At 62.3% G+C, this 15,290-nt stretch carries 11 protein-coding genes and 3 pseudogenes; 5 read left to right on the forward strand and 9 right to left on the reverse strand.

Going from position 1 to position 15,290, the window contains the following annotated elements; translation table 11 throughout:
• The first annotated feature begins 36 nt into the window (after nt 1-36).
• From ACZYHG_RS33770 to ACZYHG_RS33785, 4 genes and pseudogenes are all read left to right on the forward strand, one after another.
• Nucleotides 37-872: pseudogene (locus tag ACZYHG_RS33770) on the forward strand (hydroxymethylglutaryl-CoA lyase).
• Nucleotides 869-1,654 carry a crotonase/enoyl-CoA hydratase family protein gene (locus tag ACZYHG_RS33775; protein WP_464615302.1) on the forward strand — a complete coding sequence of 262 codons (786 nt, stop codon included), beginning with the start codon at nt 869-871 and terminating at the stop codon, nt 1,652-1,654. The pseudogene ACZYHG_RS33770 and the gene ACZYHG_RS33775 overlap by 4 nt, the downstream one beginning before the upstream one ends.
• 173 nt (nt 1,655-1,827) lie before the next feature.
• A complete protein-coding gene (locus ACZYHG_RS33780; protein ID WP_464614924.1) occupies nt 1,828-3,459 on the forward strand; it encodes an IS66 family transposase in 1,632 nt (543 codons plus the stop codon).
• Between the two features lie 38 nt (nt 3,460-3,497).
• Nucleotides 3,498-3,719 carry a hypothetical protein gene (locus ACZYHG_RS33785; RefSeq protein ID WP_464615350.1) on the forward strand — a complete coding sequence of 74 codons (222 nt, stop codon included), beginning with the start codon at nt 3,498-3,500 and terminating at the stop codon, nt 3,717-3,719.
• Here the strand turns inward: ACZYHG_RS33785 and ACZYHG_RS33790 are convergent.
• From ACZYHG_RS33790 to ACZYHG_RS33810, 5 genes and pseudogenes are all read right to left on the reverse strand, one after another.
• A pseudogene (locus ACZYHG_RS33790) lies at nt 3,650-4,240 on the reverse strand (biotin synthase BioB); the annotation flags it as partial. The gene ACZYHG_RS33785 and the pseudogene ACZYHG_RS33790 overlap by 70 nt on opposite strands.
• A 94-nt stretch (nt 4,241-4,334) precedes the next feature.
• Nucleotides 4,335-5,195: a carboxylating nicotinate-nucleotide diphosphorylase gene (nadC, locus tag ACZYHG_RS33795; RefSeq protein ID WP_464615303.1), complete on the reverse strand. Its 861-nt coding sequence runs from the start codon at nt 5,193-5,195 to the stop codon at nt 4,335-4,337.
• Nucleotides 5,192-6,734: pseudogene (locus ACZYHG_RS33800) on the reverse strand (L-aspartate oxidase). Before ACZYHG_RS33800 ends, nadC begins: the two are co-directional and overlap by 4 nt.
• Before the next feature lie 19 nt (nt 6,735-6,753).
• Complete coding sequence (nadA, locus tag ACZYHG_RS33805; RefSeq protein WP_464615304.1) at nt 6,754-7,728, reverse strand: quinolinate synthase NadA; 975 nt, start codon at nt 7,726-7,728, stop codon at nt 6,754-6,756.
• A gap of 64 nt (nt 7,729-7,792) precedes the next feature.
• A complete protein-coding gene (locus tag ACZYHG_RS33810; RefSeq protein WP_464615305.1) occupies nt 7,793-8,755 on the reverse strand; it encodes an NUDIX hydrolase in 963 nt (320 codons plus the stop codon).
• Between the two features lie 493 nt (nt 8,756-9,248).
• Between ACZYHG_RS33810 and ACZYHG_RS33815 the strand changes: the two genes are divergently transcribed.
• On the forward strand, nt 9,249-9,848 hold the full coding sequence (locus ACZYHG_RS33815; RefSeq protein WP_464615306.1) for a cold-shock protein: 600 nt from the start codon (nt 9,249-9,251) through the stop codon (nt 9,846-9,848).
• Here the strand turns inward: ACZYHG_RS33815 and ACZYHG_RS33820 are convergent.
• The 4 genes from ACZYHG_RS33820 to ACZYHG_RS33835 form a co-directional block, all read right to left on the reverse strand.
• Nucleotides 9,845-10,189, reverse strand: coding sequence for a hypothetical protein (locus ACZYHG_RS33820; RefSeq protein ID WP_258580592.1), 345 nt, complete (start codon nt 10,187-10,189; stop codon nt 9,845-9,847). The two genes, ACZYHG_RS33815 and ACZYHG_RS33820, sit on opposite strands and share 4 nt — an antisense overlap.
• Nucleotides 10,186-11,289 carry an IS5 family transposase gene (locus tag ACZYHG_RS33825; RefSeq protein ID WP_258580758.1) on the reverse strand — a complete coding sequence of 368 codons (1,104 nt, stop codon included), beginning with the start codon at nt 11,287-11,289 and terminating at the stop codon, nt 10,186-10,188. The genes ACZYHG_RS33820 and ACZYHG_RS33825 overlap by 4 nt, the downstream gene beginning before the upstream one ends.
• Nucleotides 11,290-12,261: 972 nt before the next feature.
• The gene (locus tag ACZYHG_RS33830; RefSeq protein ID WP_464615307.1) at nt 12,262-13,296 is read right to left on the reverse strand and encodes a sensor domain-containing diguanylate cyclase; all 1,035 of its coding nucleotides are present in this window, start codon (nt 13,294-13,296) and stop codon (nt 12,262-12,264) included.
• Between the two features lie 84 nt (nt 13,297-13,380).
• Complete coding sequence (locus ACZYHG_RS33835; RefSeq protein WP_464615308.1) at nt 13,381-15,267, reverse strand: sensor domain-containing phosphodiesterase; 1,887 nt, start codon at nt 15,265-15,267, stop codon at nt 13,381-13,383.
• Nucleotides 15,268-15,290 lie beyond the last annotated feature (23 nt).

Consider the following 15,290-nt stretch of genomic DNA (forward strand, 5'->3'; position numbering starts at 1 on the left):
GATTAAATCGCTTAATTTCAGCCAAAGGCCTAGCCGATGGGCGAATTCGTTCGCATTTTCGAGATGTCGGCACGCGACGGGCTCCAAAACGAGAGGCGCCTCGTGCCGGCTGCTGAAAAGATTAGACTTATTGACATGCTGTCGGACTGCGGCTTGCAGAAGATCGAGGCAACCTCCTTCGTGTCGCCGAGGTGGGTGCCGCGGCCGGTATTCGCCGTGCGCCCGGCGTCGTCTACGCGGTGCTGGTCCCCAACTTGAAGGGCTACGAGGCGGCGCGGGCGGCCAAAACTGACGAGATCGCCGTGTTCGCGTCGGCCTCCGAAACCTTCAGCCATAAGAACATTAACTGCTCGATTGCCGAGAGCCTCGATCGGTTCCGCCCCGTGCTCGCTGCGGCTTCCGCCGACGGCACTCCGGTGCGGGGTTATGTCTCCTGCGTCACCGACTGTCCTTACGAAGGGCCGGTACCACCAGCTGCCGCCACGAGGGTTGCGGCCGAACTCCTTGCGATGGGCTGCTATGAGATTTCGCTTGGCGACACTATCGGGCAAGGGACCCCTGCCACCATCGCTGCCATGCTCGATGCCGTGTTGGAAGAGGTGCCGGCCGAGAGGCTTGCCGGACATTACCACGACACGGGGGGTCGGGCCCTCGATAACATCCTTGTAAGCTTGGAGAAGGGCTTGCGCACCTTCGACGCCGCGGTTGGAGGCCTTGGCGGCTGTCCTTTCGCCCCCGGTTCGAAGGGCAATGTGGACACCCTCGCCGTCGCCGCAATGCTAGCCGACAAGAGCTATGAGACGGGTCTCCATATGGAGCGACTAGGGGCGGCGGCCCGCTTCACGGACAGCCTGAGAGGGGGGCGGCCATGAACTTCGAGACCATCCGGGTCACGACTGACGAGATCGGCGTCTCTACGTTGACTCTCGCCCGCCCGGACAAGCACAACGCCATGTCGGGACAGATGATCGCCGAACTTACGGCCGCCGCCAAACTGCTCGCCAATGACGACAACGTGCGAGCGGTGGTGCTGACGGGCGAGGGGGACAGCTTCTGTGCCGGTGCCGATCTCGCCTGGATGGGGGCGCAGGCCTCCGCCGCGCGTGACGAGCGAATCGCGGAGGCCAGGAAGCTGGCCCTGGCTCTGCGCGCGCTCAACGAACTACCCAAGACGCTGATCGGCCGCATCAACGGCCAAGCATTCGGCGGCGGTCTCGGCCTAATGAGCGTCTGCGACGTCGCGATCGCAGTCGACACCGCGAAGTTCGGCTTCACCGAGGTCAGACTAGGCCTCATCCCCGCGACGATCTCTCCCTATGTCCTGGCTCGGATGGGGGAGGGCCGGGCGCGGCGGGTCTTCATGTCAGCCAGGATATTCGATGCCAATGAAGCTTGCGAACTCGGGCTGGTTTCCCGCGCCGTGCCGCTGGCCGACTTGGCGGCGGCGGTCGAGGCCGAGACCCGGCCTTATCGTTCGGCCTCGCCGCAGGCCGTCGCCTCCGCCAAGGCGCTTGTGGGCCGACTTGGAGCGGCAATCGACGATGCGGTCATAGGCGAGACGGTCGCTCTGCTGGCCGATGCGTGGGAAACGGCCGACGCCGCCGAAGGAATCGCGGCTTTCTTCGATCGCCGCAGGCCGCGCTGGCAGGCGTGAGGCGGGGAATTTGCATATCAATGGCCGACAACTCTGAATGAAAGCAGTTGGTAGGCGGTTGTAGTAGAGCGGGCGGAGCTGAGGAGTCACCGCCGCTGCGGTTCCCTGTAACCGGGGCAGATTACCGGGCGGTGGGGGTTTGCAGGCGCGTGCGTTCGTGATTCACCCTTTGCGTGACGCTACCACCGACTGATTCGCTTGAAGGCCTGTCGCTCGCGGACCTCCGCGGGCTGGTTTCTGCGCTGATCGGCGAAGTGCGCGGTCTTCAAGGCCGGGTCGAGAGCCTTGAGATCGAGAACCAGGCGCTACGCGCCGAGAACCAGACCCTGAAGGATGAGATCGCCCGGCTGAAGGACCTGCCGCCGCGTCCCCCGGTCAAGCCGACCAAGCCATCGGGCATGGAGAAGGCGACGCAGCCGACATCTGGCAAGGGCAAGCGCCGCCGGCGCGGCGCCAAGCGCGACGGCGGTCGCGTGAGCCGCGAGGTGACGGTTGCGGTGAGCGCTCCTGCGGGCTCTCGCTTCAAGGGGTATGAGACGATCCTGGTGCGCGATCTGGCGTTGTCGGCCGAGGTGGTGCGCTATCGCCGCGAGCGCTGGGTGACACCGACCGGCGAAACGATGGTGGCGCCCTTGCCGGCGGGGATCATCGGCGGCTGGGGCGCGAACCTGCGCCGCTTCATTCTGGCCTGTCACATTCAAGGCCAGGTGACGACGGAGCGGTTGACGGCGTTGTTGACCGGGATCGGGGTCGACATTTCGAAGCGCCAGGTGGTGCGGCTGATTTCGGAGGGCCTGGAGGCCTTCGCGGCGGAGGACCGTGACGTGCTGCGCGCCGGGCTGGCTACGGCGCCCTGGATCACCGTCGATGATACGTCGGCGCGCCACGCCCACCAGGACGGCTACACCACCCAGATCGGCGATCGCCGCTTCACCGCGTTCCGCACCGGACGATCGAAGTCACGGGAGGCGTTCCTGGCGACGCTGCGTGCCGGGCACAGCGATTACTTCATCAACGAAAGAGGCCCGCCCAATATGCGCGGCCGCAACCTCGCCGGTCCGGTGATCGCGCGGCTGGCGGCTGCGCCGCACAAGGCATTTGCCGACAGCGCCGCATGGCAGGCGCATCTGGCCGCACTCGGCCTCGACCAGCTCGCGGTTGAGCCCAACCCAGTCAGGATCGCCACCGAAGGGGCGATGTGGGGAGCGATCCGCCACCACGGCTTTCTCGGCGATACCGTGGTCGTATCCGATGATGCCGGCCAGTTCCGCATCGGCGACCATGCTCTGTGCTGGGTCCACGCCGAGCGGCTCGTCCACAAATTGATACCCGTGACCCCGGATCAACGTCAGGCCGTCGACATCATGCGCCAGTTGATCTGGTGGTTCTATCGCGACCTCAAGAGCTACCAGCGTGCTCCTTGTCCGCGCCGCGCGGCGGCCCTGCGCGCCCGCTTCGAGCGCCTGTTCAAACGACGAACCGGCTACGTCATGCTCGACCGGCTTCTTGCCAGGCTGCATCGCCGCAAGCATGAACTCCTGCGCGTTCTCGATCGTCCCGAGATCCCACTCCACACCAATGGTTCGGAAAACGACATCCGCGCCTTCGTCACCAAGCGCAAGATCTCCGGCGGAACCGTCAGCGAGGCAGGCAAGAACGCCCGCGACGTCCTGCTCGGCCTGATGAAGACCTGCATCAAGCTCGACGTCTCATTCTTCCGCTATCTCGGCGACCGCCTCGCCATACCAACACAAGAGTCGATTCCGCCGCTCCCGGATCTCGTTAGGCAAGCCGCTCAAGCCTGACTGCCCGGTCAAGCGGGGTGCCGGCGATCGGGATGAGCATGTTGATCGGAACGCTTAAGTTCGTGCGCGTGATTGCCCTGGCGCGCATCATGATGCCGAAATCGCATGTGCGTCTTTCCGCCGCATGTCGATCCGGTCCACCGGTTCTTCGCCCATGCCGACGATGCCGCCGCAGCAGACCTTTGATGCCGGATTGGCGGACAAGCTCGAGCGTTTCCAGCCGGTCAGCAAAGCTGCGCGTGCCGATGATCTCGCTGTAGTAGCGTTCCGACGTGTCGATGTTGTGGTTGTAATAGTCGAGACCAGCCTGTTTCAGACGAGCGGTCTGCTCAAGATCGAGCATGCCGAGCGTCATGCAGGTCTCCATGCCCAGCGCCTTGACGCCTTCGACCATCGCCACGACCGCATCCATGTCGCGCGCCTTGGGGTTTCGCCAGGCGGCTCCCATGCAAGAACGTGTGGCGCCGGCGTCACGCGCCTTGGTCGCCTCGGTGATGACGCGCTTGACCTCCATCAGCTTCGATGCCTTCAGGCCGGTTTCGTGATGGGCCGACTGGCTGCAATAGCCGCAATCCTCCGGACATCCGCCGGTCTTGATGCTGAGAAGCCGGCTGAGCTGGACCTTGTTGGGATCGAAATTCTCGCGGTGGACGGTTTGGGCCAGGAAGAGCAGATTGTTGAAGGGTGCGTCGTGAAGCGCGCGGGCCTCTTCCCGGGTCCACATCCCGCCATCATTGGATTGAGCCGGTGGCATTGTCTTCGTCGGGTTGGTGGCGTGCATCTTTATCCTATTCCCTGGGGTTCCGGCCTTTACGGCTTCTTTGCTAGCCGATTGACGGCGACCGGAAGTTTATCCGCCGGCTGCCGTCCGTTCATCAGTCGATCATGTCCCGATAGTCGAGCCCGATATCCAGGATCGGGGCGCTATGGGTCAGCCAGCCGACGGAAATCAGATCGACGCCGGTCGCGGCGATGGCTGGCGCTGTCGCGGCGGTGATCCTGCCTGATGCCTCGGTGATCGCCCGGCCGGCAACCATGGTCACCGCACGACCCAACTCGTCAACCGACATGTTGTCGAGCAGGAGAGCGTCGGGGGCGAGCGCCAGGGCCTCTTCCAACTGGGCCAACGTGTCGACCTCGACTTCAATCTTGACCAGATGGCCGACGCTGCCTCGCGCCAGTTCGATGGCGGGCCGAATTCCGCCGGCGATTGCGATGTGGTTGTCCTTGATCAGGATGGCGTCGTCGAGGCCGAAGCGGTGATTGGAGCCGCCACCGGCGCGCACGGCGTATTTCTCCAGCGCCCGCAATCCGGGCGTCGTCTTGCGCGTGCAGACGATCTTCGCGCCATGTCCACGAATCGCTGTGACGATCGATGCGGTTGCCGTGGCGACACCGCTCAGATGGCACAGAAAATTGAGTGCCGTCCGTTCGGCCGTGAGAATGGCCCGGGCCGGACCAACCACGGATGCAATGACCTCTCCTTTCGCGACGTCGCTGCCGTCCGTCCGCTCCACGGCCACCACGACATTCGGATCAATCAGCCTAAAGGCGAGCATCGCCAGATCGAGCCCGGCGACGATTCCCTTCTGGCGAGCCGACAGCACGGTCGTCGCGTGATGGTTCTTCGGCACGATGGCATCGGTCGTCAGATCACCGGCCCGGCCGAGATCTTCCAGAAGCGCTGCCCGCACCAGGGGCTCGAGCATGATTGCGGGAAGCGGCGAGAGGTTCATGGCTCGACCTCTTCGAGCGTTGCCGAACATGCGAATTCCTGGGCCGTGGCTAAGGCTTCATCGAGCGTGAGGCTTGAACGGCGGGCGATGGCAGCACGATCGGGAAAGTCCGTGCGGTAGTGAGCGCCGCGGCTTTCCTGGCGCAGCAAGGCGGCAATCGCGATCATCAGTCCCACTGTCGCGGGATCGGACGCCGCATCCTGGCGCTTGGCCAGCGGAAGCAATGTGCTTATGGTCTCGCGCAAGACCTCACCATCCCGCTTCACGCCAAGGGCGCGAGAGGAGAGGGCGCAAGGAGAGTGGATTTGGCGCCGGAATTTCTCGTGCCGTCGATCGCGTTCTGACGCCGATCGGAGATCCCGCCACGCTTTCGGCGACCCAGCGTGCGCACACAACGGCCTCGGTCAAGGAATTGCTGGCAAGCCTGTTGGCGCCGTGCAACCCGGTCGAGGCGACTTCGCCGCAAGCCCATAGTCCGGCAACGGAGGTACGTCCGTCCCTATCCACCGCGACACCGCCCATGTGATAGTGCTGGGCCGGCCGTATCGGAATGAGGTCGCGCTCCGGGTCGATGCCGGCGCGACGGCAGGTTGATGCAATCGTCGGAAACTGCCGCGCGAATGTCGGGCCGGGCTTTTCGCGTCCATCGAGAAAGACGCGATGACCGTTCAAAAGATGCTTCGAGATGGCGCGGGCCACGACGTCGCGCGGGGCGAGTTCCGCGTCATGCAAGTCTTCGAGGAAGCGCCGGCCGGTTTCATCGACGATCTCAGCGCCTTCGCCGCGAACCGCCTCGCTGATCAGCGTCATGGGGCGGTCCGGTCCGTCGAGAGCGGTCGGGTGGAACTGGATGAACTCGATATCGGCAAGGACAGCACCGGCACGCGCCGCAAGTGCCAGGCCCTGTCCGCAACTGCCCAAAGGATTGGTGGTATCGAAAAACAGGCCGCCGATCCCACCGGTCGCGAGGACGACACGTCCGGTACCCAGGAACACAGGGCTCATCGAACAGCTTGCCCAAACGCCCCGGATCGTATTGTCCTCCACCGCCAGCCGCCGCGCCTCAACGCCCTCGACGACCACAATCGACGCAGTGGAACGCACGGCTTCGACCAGCGCGCGCATGATCTCCTGCCCACTGCCGTCGCCGCCGGCATGAACGATGCGCCGGCGGCCGTGCGCGGCCTCCAAACCCAGCAGCAGTGCTCCTTCCCCGGTTCGATCGAAGCGGACACCAAGCGTCGCCAGGGTCTCAATCGCGTCAGGAGCCGCTTGCAGGATTCGGCCTGCCATTTCCGCATCGCACAGCCCATCGCCGGCGGCGAGCGTGTCGGCGAGATGCAGTGCCGGATCATCGTCGACGCCAAGGCTGGCAGCCAGTCCGCCCTGTGCCCACGTGCTCGATGCGTCGGTTCCAAGCGGTGTCCTGGACAGAAGAAGCACCGGTTCTGGCGCCAGATGAAGCGCGGTCAACAATCCGGCAATGCCGCCGCCAATGATGATGGGCCGGCCAAAGAAGCTGCGCACATCCGCGCTCACTGGTGCACCTTTGGGTGTCTCATATCGCCAGCATCCGCTCGACGGCGAGCCGGGCCCGGCCGGCAATCTCAGGATCGATGTTTACGACATGCCGGTTTTGCTCGAGAGCCTCGCGGATGTTCGCGAGCGTGATCCGCTTCATGTGCGGGCAAAGATTGCAGGGCCGGATGAACTCGAGCTCCGGATGCTGGAGCGCCACATTGTCGCTCATCGAGCATTCGGTCAGCAGCACGACGCGTGGCGGCTTTTGCCTTTCGACATAATCCGACATGGCCGCCGTCGAGCCGGAAAAGTCTGCCTCCGCGACCACGTCGGGCGGACATTCTGGATGCGCAAGCACGATCACACCAGGATGATTTTCGCGCAACTCGCGGATGTCGGCCGGCGTAAAGCGCTCATGGACTTCGCAGTGGCCTTTCCAGGCGATGATCTTCACGTCGGTCTGGGCGGCGATATTCTGAGCCAGATACTCGTCCGGCAGCATGATCACCCGAGGAACACCCAGGGATTCCACGACGGCTTTCGCATTGCCCGAGGTACAGCAGATGTCGGACTCGGCTTTCACTTCGGACGACGTGTTGACGTAGGTGACGACAGGCACGCCGGGATAGCGTTGCCGCAGCAGGCGAACGTCCTCGGCAGTAATCGAATCCGCCAGCGAACAGCCGGCGCGCAGATCGGGAATGAGCACCGTCTTTTGCGGATTGAGCAGCGTTGCCGTCTCGGCCATGAAATGCACGCCGGCGAGAACGATCACATCCGCTTCGGTCGACATCGCCTTGCGGGCCAGCGCCAGGCTGTCGCCGACGATGTCGGCAACGCAGTGGAAGATCTCCGGCGTTTGATAGTTGTGCGCGAGGATGACGGCGTTGCGCTGCTTCTTGAGGTCGAGAATGGCCTCGATGTCCTCGGCAAAGACCGGCCATTCGATCGTGGGGACAAAGTGGCGAACGCGCTCGTACAGGGACGCGCCTGAAGGCAGGATGGCGCTCATCGAGCCTCCGGTTATAGTCCACAAGAATATAAGACCTATATATCCGTTGTGACTATAAGTGATGTCAAGCCCTCGTAAGCGGCAATTTTGTCCCAGCCACCGGCCTCTCATCGAGAATGTCGTGGCGGAAGCGGTAGAGCTGCGCCGGCCGGCCGCCGGTTTCGGTGGTCGTCTCTCCGGTTTTCTCCACCAGCTCTTGTTGTTCTATCAGCCGGCGAAAGTTCGGCTTGTTGATAAGCCTGCCGGAGAGCGCCTCCACGGTTCGCTGCAGCTGCAAAAGCGTAAAGAGCGGCGGCATCAGTTCGAACACGACGGGCCGGTATTTGATCTTGGAGCGCAGCCGCGCAACAGCCGTTGCCAGGATGCGGCGGTGATCGGCGATCATCGATTTGCCCGCTACCGGAGTAGGTGCGGCTGAAGGTCTACCGCGTATCGCTTCCTCCACAAGCGCCGCCTCATAGAGTAGTTCATAACGCTGCAGCGCGAACTCTTCGTTCCATGACCGGTCGTCGAAGCCGAAGGCAACAGCCGCGCGCCGCCGGCGATCAAGCCGTACTGCTGCGTCGCCAGCGCTATCCGCCCATTCCCTTAGGCGCGGTCGCAAATCTTCCAGCACTGCCGCCGGCGCGCCAGAGCGGTGATCCTCCCATGGAAAATAGTCGTACCAGCTTGCCCAGGATCGCCTGGCTGCGGCGCCCGCATCTTCGATCTGCGTAAGTGCGAGATAGCTGATCGAGATCACGCGCTCTTCGGCGCCGATCCGGTCGCGATCGGCGAAGGTGTAGAGCTGTTCGATATAGCCGAGCGGGTGGCCGGTTTGTTGTTCGACCCATCCCCTGAGGCCCGACTGCAGCGAACGATGAGCAAGCTCGAATGGCCCCGAGGGCAGCGCGGCTTCCTGTCCAACGGTGAGAACACAAGGTCCACCACCGTTCATTGCCACAACGACGGCGATCAGGTCGGCTTTGACGTCGTTGGCCTTAACCGCGGCCTTGCCTTTCCTAATGCCTTTTGCGCGATCGTCCATGGTCCCCGAAGTGGTTGGGCAGAGCTTTGCCGCGTAGGCGGCTGAATCGATTTAATTTGGTTTTGTCTGATAATTGTCGGCGCGTCAACACCAAGCGGGGTCGCGATTTTAGCTCCTCGCCGCTGCACAAAAATGTGCCAAACGCGACACCCGTGGGTGGTAACGTTGGGGAACGAGGCGTCCATTGAGCGCGGTTGCCAACTCCAAGGCAATCACACGGCCGGATGTACACGCCGATTGCAAAGCTCGTCGATCGACATTGCGACAGTCTTCTCCAGTTCGCCCGCGCCGCCAACTCCAGCACAGCCTAATGCGAGTCAATAAATCGACGCGCCGGCACTATTGTTTCAGGTGAAATGAATCTAGTTTCAAAGGGTTCGACCGATAGGTCGGGCACAGCTGCGGCCATCACGGCCATTTGACATAAACGCGTCGCCCGATTGAGATTATCTTGACGGTAGCGTAGTTCGCCATCCTGCCAGTCGAGATGATCATGGGCAAATATCGAGACCATCGCGAGCCACGCGGGCATCGCCATGACGATGACCCCGTTTCTTTTTCGGAACGGACCTCCGAGCCAAGCTACTTTCAGCGCCCGGCGCCCGTCACCGCACACCCTGTCGACGCCGAGGTATTGTGGTTCACAGTCAGCAAGGGTTTTGGCTTCGTCAAACTGTCGGACGGCAGGGAGGCCTATCTGCACGTCCGAGTGCTAGAGGCGGCCGGAAGCCGGGATATTGCCGAGGGGACGCCTCTCAAGGTCACTGTCGAAAAAAGTCCGAAAGGTCATCAAGTCGCGCAGGTGCTGGAGATCGGCGATCAGATCGCGAAAACTCCGTCACATAAGCTCGCCGCTGGAGGGACCATCGCCGAGACGGGTGCGGAGCTGGAGAGCGCGGGCACGGTCAAGTGGTACAAACCCGAAAAGGGTTTTGGCTTCATTGCTCCTGACAACGGTGAAAAGGACGTCTTCGTTCATGCCAGCACCCTGGCCCGCTCAGGGCTCAGCGTGCTGGTGGAGGGACAGAAGGTGTTTGTCGAATGCGGGCAAGGCAAGAAAGGCTTGGAAGTCCGGAGCATTCGCCTCGCCTAGCAGGCTGTTGAAGAAGGATCACGTTTGGCCTTGAGGATAGCCTCGTCGCCGTTCTGATAGGCGAAGGTGATGTCGATCGAGCCGTCGTCGAGCAATTCTGCGGAGCCGTCGCCGGTAACTTCGTCCATCTCATCGAAGCCGGCCCATGTGAAGAAGACCATTGACGGCCCGTACCCGAGATCGAGGCCGGCTAGCAGGGCGCCAAAGGCGATCTCACCGTGGTTGTCGGCCCCAATGGTGACCGTGGCGGGTCCGCCGAGGTCGAGATAGCCGCGATCCCACAGGTCAGCTTCGATGATCCGCCAGCGGCCGATCAGTTGACAGCCCGCGGGCGCGGTCATGTCGGCACCGCCAGCAGCTTCGGCAACCGCACGAGATTGTAGGCGGCGGCGTTGAAGGTGAAGGCCCATCCGACGCGGTCGCGGCCACGCAACTTCGTCTTCGCCTGTCCGGCGACCGTCTTGATCCACCCGAACGCCTCTTCAATGCGCTTGCGAATACGCTGACTGACAGCATAGCCGCCATGCCGCGTCGTGCGCCCGTCGATCGCCGAACTCCGGCCGCTGGTGTTCTGCGCCACATGCGGCGTCACCTTCATCGAACGCAGCTCATTGATGAAGTCTTGCGCGTCATAGGCCTTGTCGGCACCGAGTGTGATCGCCTGTGGCCGCTCCGCTCGCGGTTCGATCATGTGCAGTGCGGCCACCCGCTCAGCATGCCCGTCGGCAAACGTCAGGCAGGCGTCGACCAGAAGGCCATGGCGGTTCTCCATCAGCCCATGCCCCATGAAGCAGAGCTTCGCCTCCTTGCCCCGCCCTTTGCGATAGAGCCGGGCATCCGGATCGGTGGTCGAGGCATGTGTGTCGTTGGATCGCTTGTGGCCATGGAAGTCCGCTTCCGCGTTTCGCCCGCCCCCTTCAGCCGGCGGCTCGCCATGACCACCGCTTGGGCCGTCCTTCGGTTTGACGCTCTTCATCGATGCCCACGCCTCGATCAGTGTGCCGTCGACCGAGAAGTGATCCGTCGACAGAAGCTTCTTCACCTTGGGTTGCGCCAGCACCGCCGCCAGGAACTTTGCAGCGATGTCGCCCTCCAGCAGCCGGTCACGGTTCTTGGAGAACACCGAATGATCCCAGGCCGCATCGTCGACGCCAATCCCGACGAACCAGCGGAACAGAAGGTCGTATTCCAGCCGCTCCATCAACAGCCGCTCCGAGCGGATCGAGTAGAACGCCTGCAGCAGCATCGCACGCAGCAGCTTCTCCGGTGGGATCGACGGCCGCCCAATCGGCGAGTACAGCGCCGCAAACTCCCGCTCCAACGCCGAAAGCGCCTCATTCACAATCGCCCGAATACGGCGCAACGGATGATCGCGCCGCACCCGAGCCTCGAGGTCCACGTAGCTGAACAGTTCGCCCGTCTGTCCGTCACCGCCCCGCACGATTCACTCCCACCTCTTCGTGGTCAGAGTGAATCACGAACCTGAGACTGTCGCGAGCCCTTTTTCAACAGCCTGCTAGACGGCGCATCGCCCACGGCCCGTACGAAGATATTGCAGTGATACAATTTACGGGCCGGTCGCAATATAAGTACAGGATTTGACCGATATGCCCGAGATCAGTCGGACGGGTTGGCCCTCAACTTCTGTCTCAGAAAAATCCGACACTTGTCGAGCATGTTCGACGAAGTTGCAGGGGTGCACGGGCACGGCCATCGCGCCGGCTACCATTCAGTGCGGGTCCATGAGGGAACGGTTAGCCTGCCCGCCTCAAATCCCGCTGTCGCGCCCTAGCTGCTATGAGCAGGCAAGTCTGGTCGCTTAGTCCGGTCTGGAAAAGGCGCACGAGGTCAGAGGCAACATTTTCGGCTTCTGGTGACCCCGGCTGGATATGGCTCTCTTGGCAAAGCTGGTCGAAAACCGACTTCAGGCTTTCCAAATCACTTGGATAGAGGGCTGGGTCAAGGTTGAGACGATCAATCGTCCGGGCCTCCTGCGGGCTGAGATCTTGAACGACACAAAGGCGGCGGCGGAGAGACCCGCCGACAGGCGAAGATGACTCCGCCGAAAGTGCTTGTCATCAAAAAAGTTACTGACGGCTCGGCACATTCTTGACAACGAGGCAGGACCATATTCCTATCATGTTTTTGGCCGAGACAGCAATGCCTGCCTGCCGCAAACGCATCCAAAACCGATGCCTATCTGGACCGCTTTTGGCCCTATTACGCCGCTGCTGCGAGACGGCCTACGAACCCGCCCACAGCCGGGCTGCGTCAATGGCAACCGGGCCACTGCAGAGGGCAGAGGGCATATCTGCCGCGACACCCAGCCGCGCTCAAGGTTTGCTTCTGGCCCAGGCCAACAAAATCAAGACCTTCTGGCTGAATCGATGTGCGAGGCTGTAGCGCCCTTTGATCAGGCCGCGTCGGGACCTTCCGATGCGAGCAGCAGGGCGACTTCGACGCGGTTTCGGCCTTTGTGCTTGGCCTTGTAAAGGGCGGTGTCAGCGGCAAGAAGCAGGCCTTCCGGCATCCTGATCGTCCCGCCCGATCGTGACAGTGCGGTCGCTGAACCAATGCTGACGGTGACGCGTCCGCCGCCTTCCGGATTGTCGCCATGAGGCAGGCCGAGGTTTTCGATGGCGAGCCTCAGCCGTTCCGCTATTTCGAGCGCTCCTTCGCCATCGGTATCAGGCAAGATGACGGCGAGTTCTTCCCCGCCATATCGGGACGCCAGATCCCCAGGACGATTAAGCACGTCTCTTATTGCGGCAGCGACGGCACGAAGACAATCATCGCCTACCTGATGACCATATTTGTCGTTAAAGCCTTTGAAACGATCGATGTCGAGCAACAGCAAGGACATCTGTCCAGCGCTACCAACGGTGCGCCGCCATTCCCTGTCCAAGGTCTCGTCGAAGGCGCGGCGGTTACCGAGGCCGGTCAGCCCGTCCGTCATCGCAAGTAAGCGAAGTTGTTCTTCGAGCCGTTTGCGTTCTGTTATATCTCTCATGATCAGGACGAAGTCGCCTGGAACGCCGGTTAGCGGATCACGGACGATGCGCGCCTTGCTCTCAACCCAGATAGTTTTCCCATCCTTGCGCCGGATCTCGATCGCAAGCGGCTCGCCTTCATCTGCTCCGGCAAGCAAGAGCGCGGCTGCCGCAGCGATGTTTTGAAGATGCTCGGGCGGGACGAACTCCTCCGGACCATGCCCCACCATTTCCTCCGGCAGCCATCCCAGAAGTCGGGTGCATGACGGTGAAACGTAGCGTGCCTTCGTGTCCGGCCCGAGTTGCATGATGACGTCACCGCTGTTCTCAGTGAGCATCCGGAAATTCGTTTCCTCCGGGAGAATGTCCGATCGGATAGCCTGGCCTGCCGATGACTGCCCCGACCCGGTGCGACCAAACGCCTTGCGAATAAGCTGTGACGCGGATGGCATGCGCATTTTGTCTCCTCTTCGGACATTCTCTGCGAGGCGCCGCAGCACTCTGTATCGCCTGCTCAAGCCGCCCCCAGGGAGGGATTTCTGTCAGGCGATCCGATCGATTGGGTTCGCTATCCCGCTCGCTACCCTGGTCTCCTCAGCAGGTGGTCGCCCGAACTGCTTCAAAAGGCCTTTCGCTATTTGACGTGGTACCGCTTGCGAAAACAGATATCCCTGACCCAACTGACACCCGATCTCTGCAAGTAAAACGGCCTGGGCTTCGTTCTCGATGCCTTCGGCGATGACCTGGATGTCGAGCTTGCGAGCGATGCCAACCAAGCCCTCGACGATGGCCAGGCTCGGATCTCCCTGGACAAGGCGATCAATGAAGGATTTGTCGATCTTGACGATATCGACCGGCACCGTCAGCAAATGCGTGAGCGAAGCGAAGCCGGTTCCGAAATCATCGAGCGCGACGCGCAGGCCATGGGCCCGCAACGCCTTGATCTCTCGAGCGACGACCGGATCCCGCTGGCCGAGATAGACCAACTCCGTGACCTCCAAAATGATATGCTTCAATGGAACGTTCTCGCGACCGAAGGCGGCTTCGAGACGCGCGTAAAGCGTGCCGCTATAAAAATCGGCTGAAGTAATGTTGATGCCGACATGCTGCAACGGAATACCTTGATCCAGCCACGAGCGCGCGTCCGCTGCGACGATCGCCATCATGCGTTCCGTCAGATTCGAGGCGACGCTGACATCGGATGTCGCCTGGTGAAACGCAGCGGCGGAAACGACCTCGCCATCCGGCTTGCGAAGGCGGCAGAGGGCCTCCATGCCGACGATCGCGCGGGTGTCGAGCCGCAGGATCGGCTGGTAGAACGCGTCGATCCGGCCTTCGCGCAAAGCCACGTCAACATCGCGGATCACGTCGATCCGGGTCTTGATTGCACTGCCGATTCCCGGCGAGTACAGCACGAAGCCACCTCGCGAAGTTTCCTTGGCGTGGTAGAGCGCGAAATCGGCGTTTTGGCGCACGCTTTTCGCATCGATGTCCCCCGCCGACAGCACTGCGCCGCCGATGGTAGCCTGTGCCAGGATCATGTGCCCGTCGCAATCGGCGGGCACAGCCAGAGTGTCGAGAATATGACGCGCCGTGCTTTCAATGCCGGCGGGCGCTCCGGCTCGCTGAAGGATTACGACGAACTCGTCGCCACCCATGCGGAACACACGGTCCGGCGCTAGGCTTTCGGCGAGACGTGACGCCACCGCCTGTAGCAAAGCATCGCCGGCCGCATGACCGAAGGTGTCGTTGATGGTCTTCAGGTTGTCGAGGTCGAAGATCAGGACCGCCCAGGCGCTCGGTTGGGTACAGGACAGCCGCTCCAGGGCTACGTCCAAACTCGCCCGGTTCGGCAGGTTGGTGAGCGCATCGACATAGGCGCCGTGCTCTCGCTCGATGACCCGCTTGTGACGCTCAAGCGCGATGGCGCACAGGGAGGTACACAAGGCGACGACCTTCTCCTCGCGAGGGGTGGGGCCGCGCTTCTCCGGAAAGTACAGGGCAAAGGTGCCGAGCACAGCGCCCTCTGCGTCGCAGATCGGGCTCGACCAGCAGGCCTTCAAGCCCAGCGCCAGGACCGGCTCCTTGAAGCCGATCCAGCGCGGGTCGGTCGCGATGTCCTTCGCAGCCACGGCTTTTCCGAGATAGGCCGCACTGCCGCAGGAGCCTACAAGCGGACCGATCATCAGGCCTTCGAGAAGAGCCATATATTCATTCGGGAAGCTGGAACCTGGGAGGGGATGCAACAACCCGTTACCGTCAACGCGCAGAACGGAACATCTGACGCCCGGCAACAGTTTCTCGATCTGGCGGCAAAGACGCTCCGTCGTCGCTTCGAGCGTTTCGCCCCTGGCGATCATTTCGAGGATATTGTTCTGGAGATGCAGCACGTTAACCGCCAATACGTGTGCCCAAATACCCTGTAGCATTCCTGGTGAAGTCACCCTGATAA

The sequence above is a fragment of the Mesorhizobium subarcticum genome (assembly GCF_055456085.1).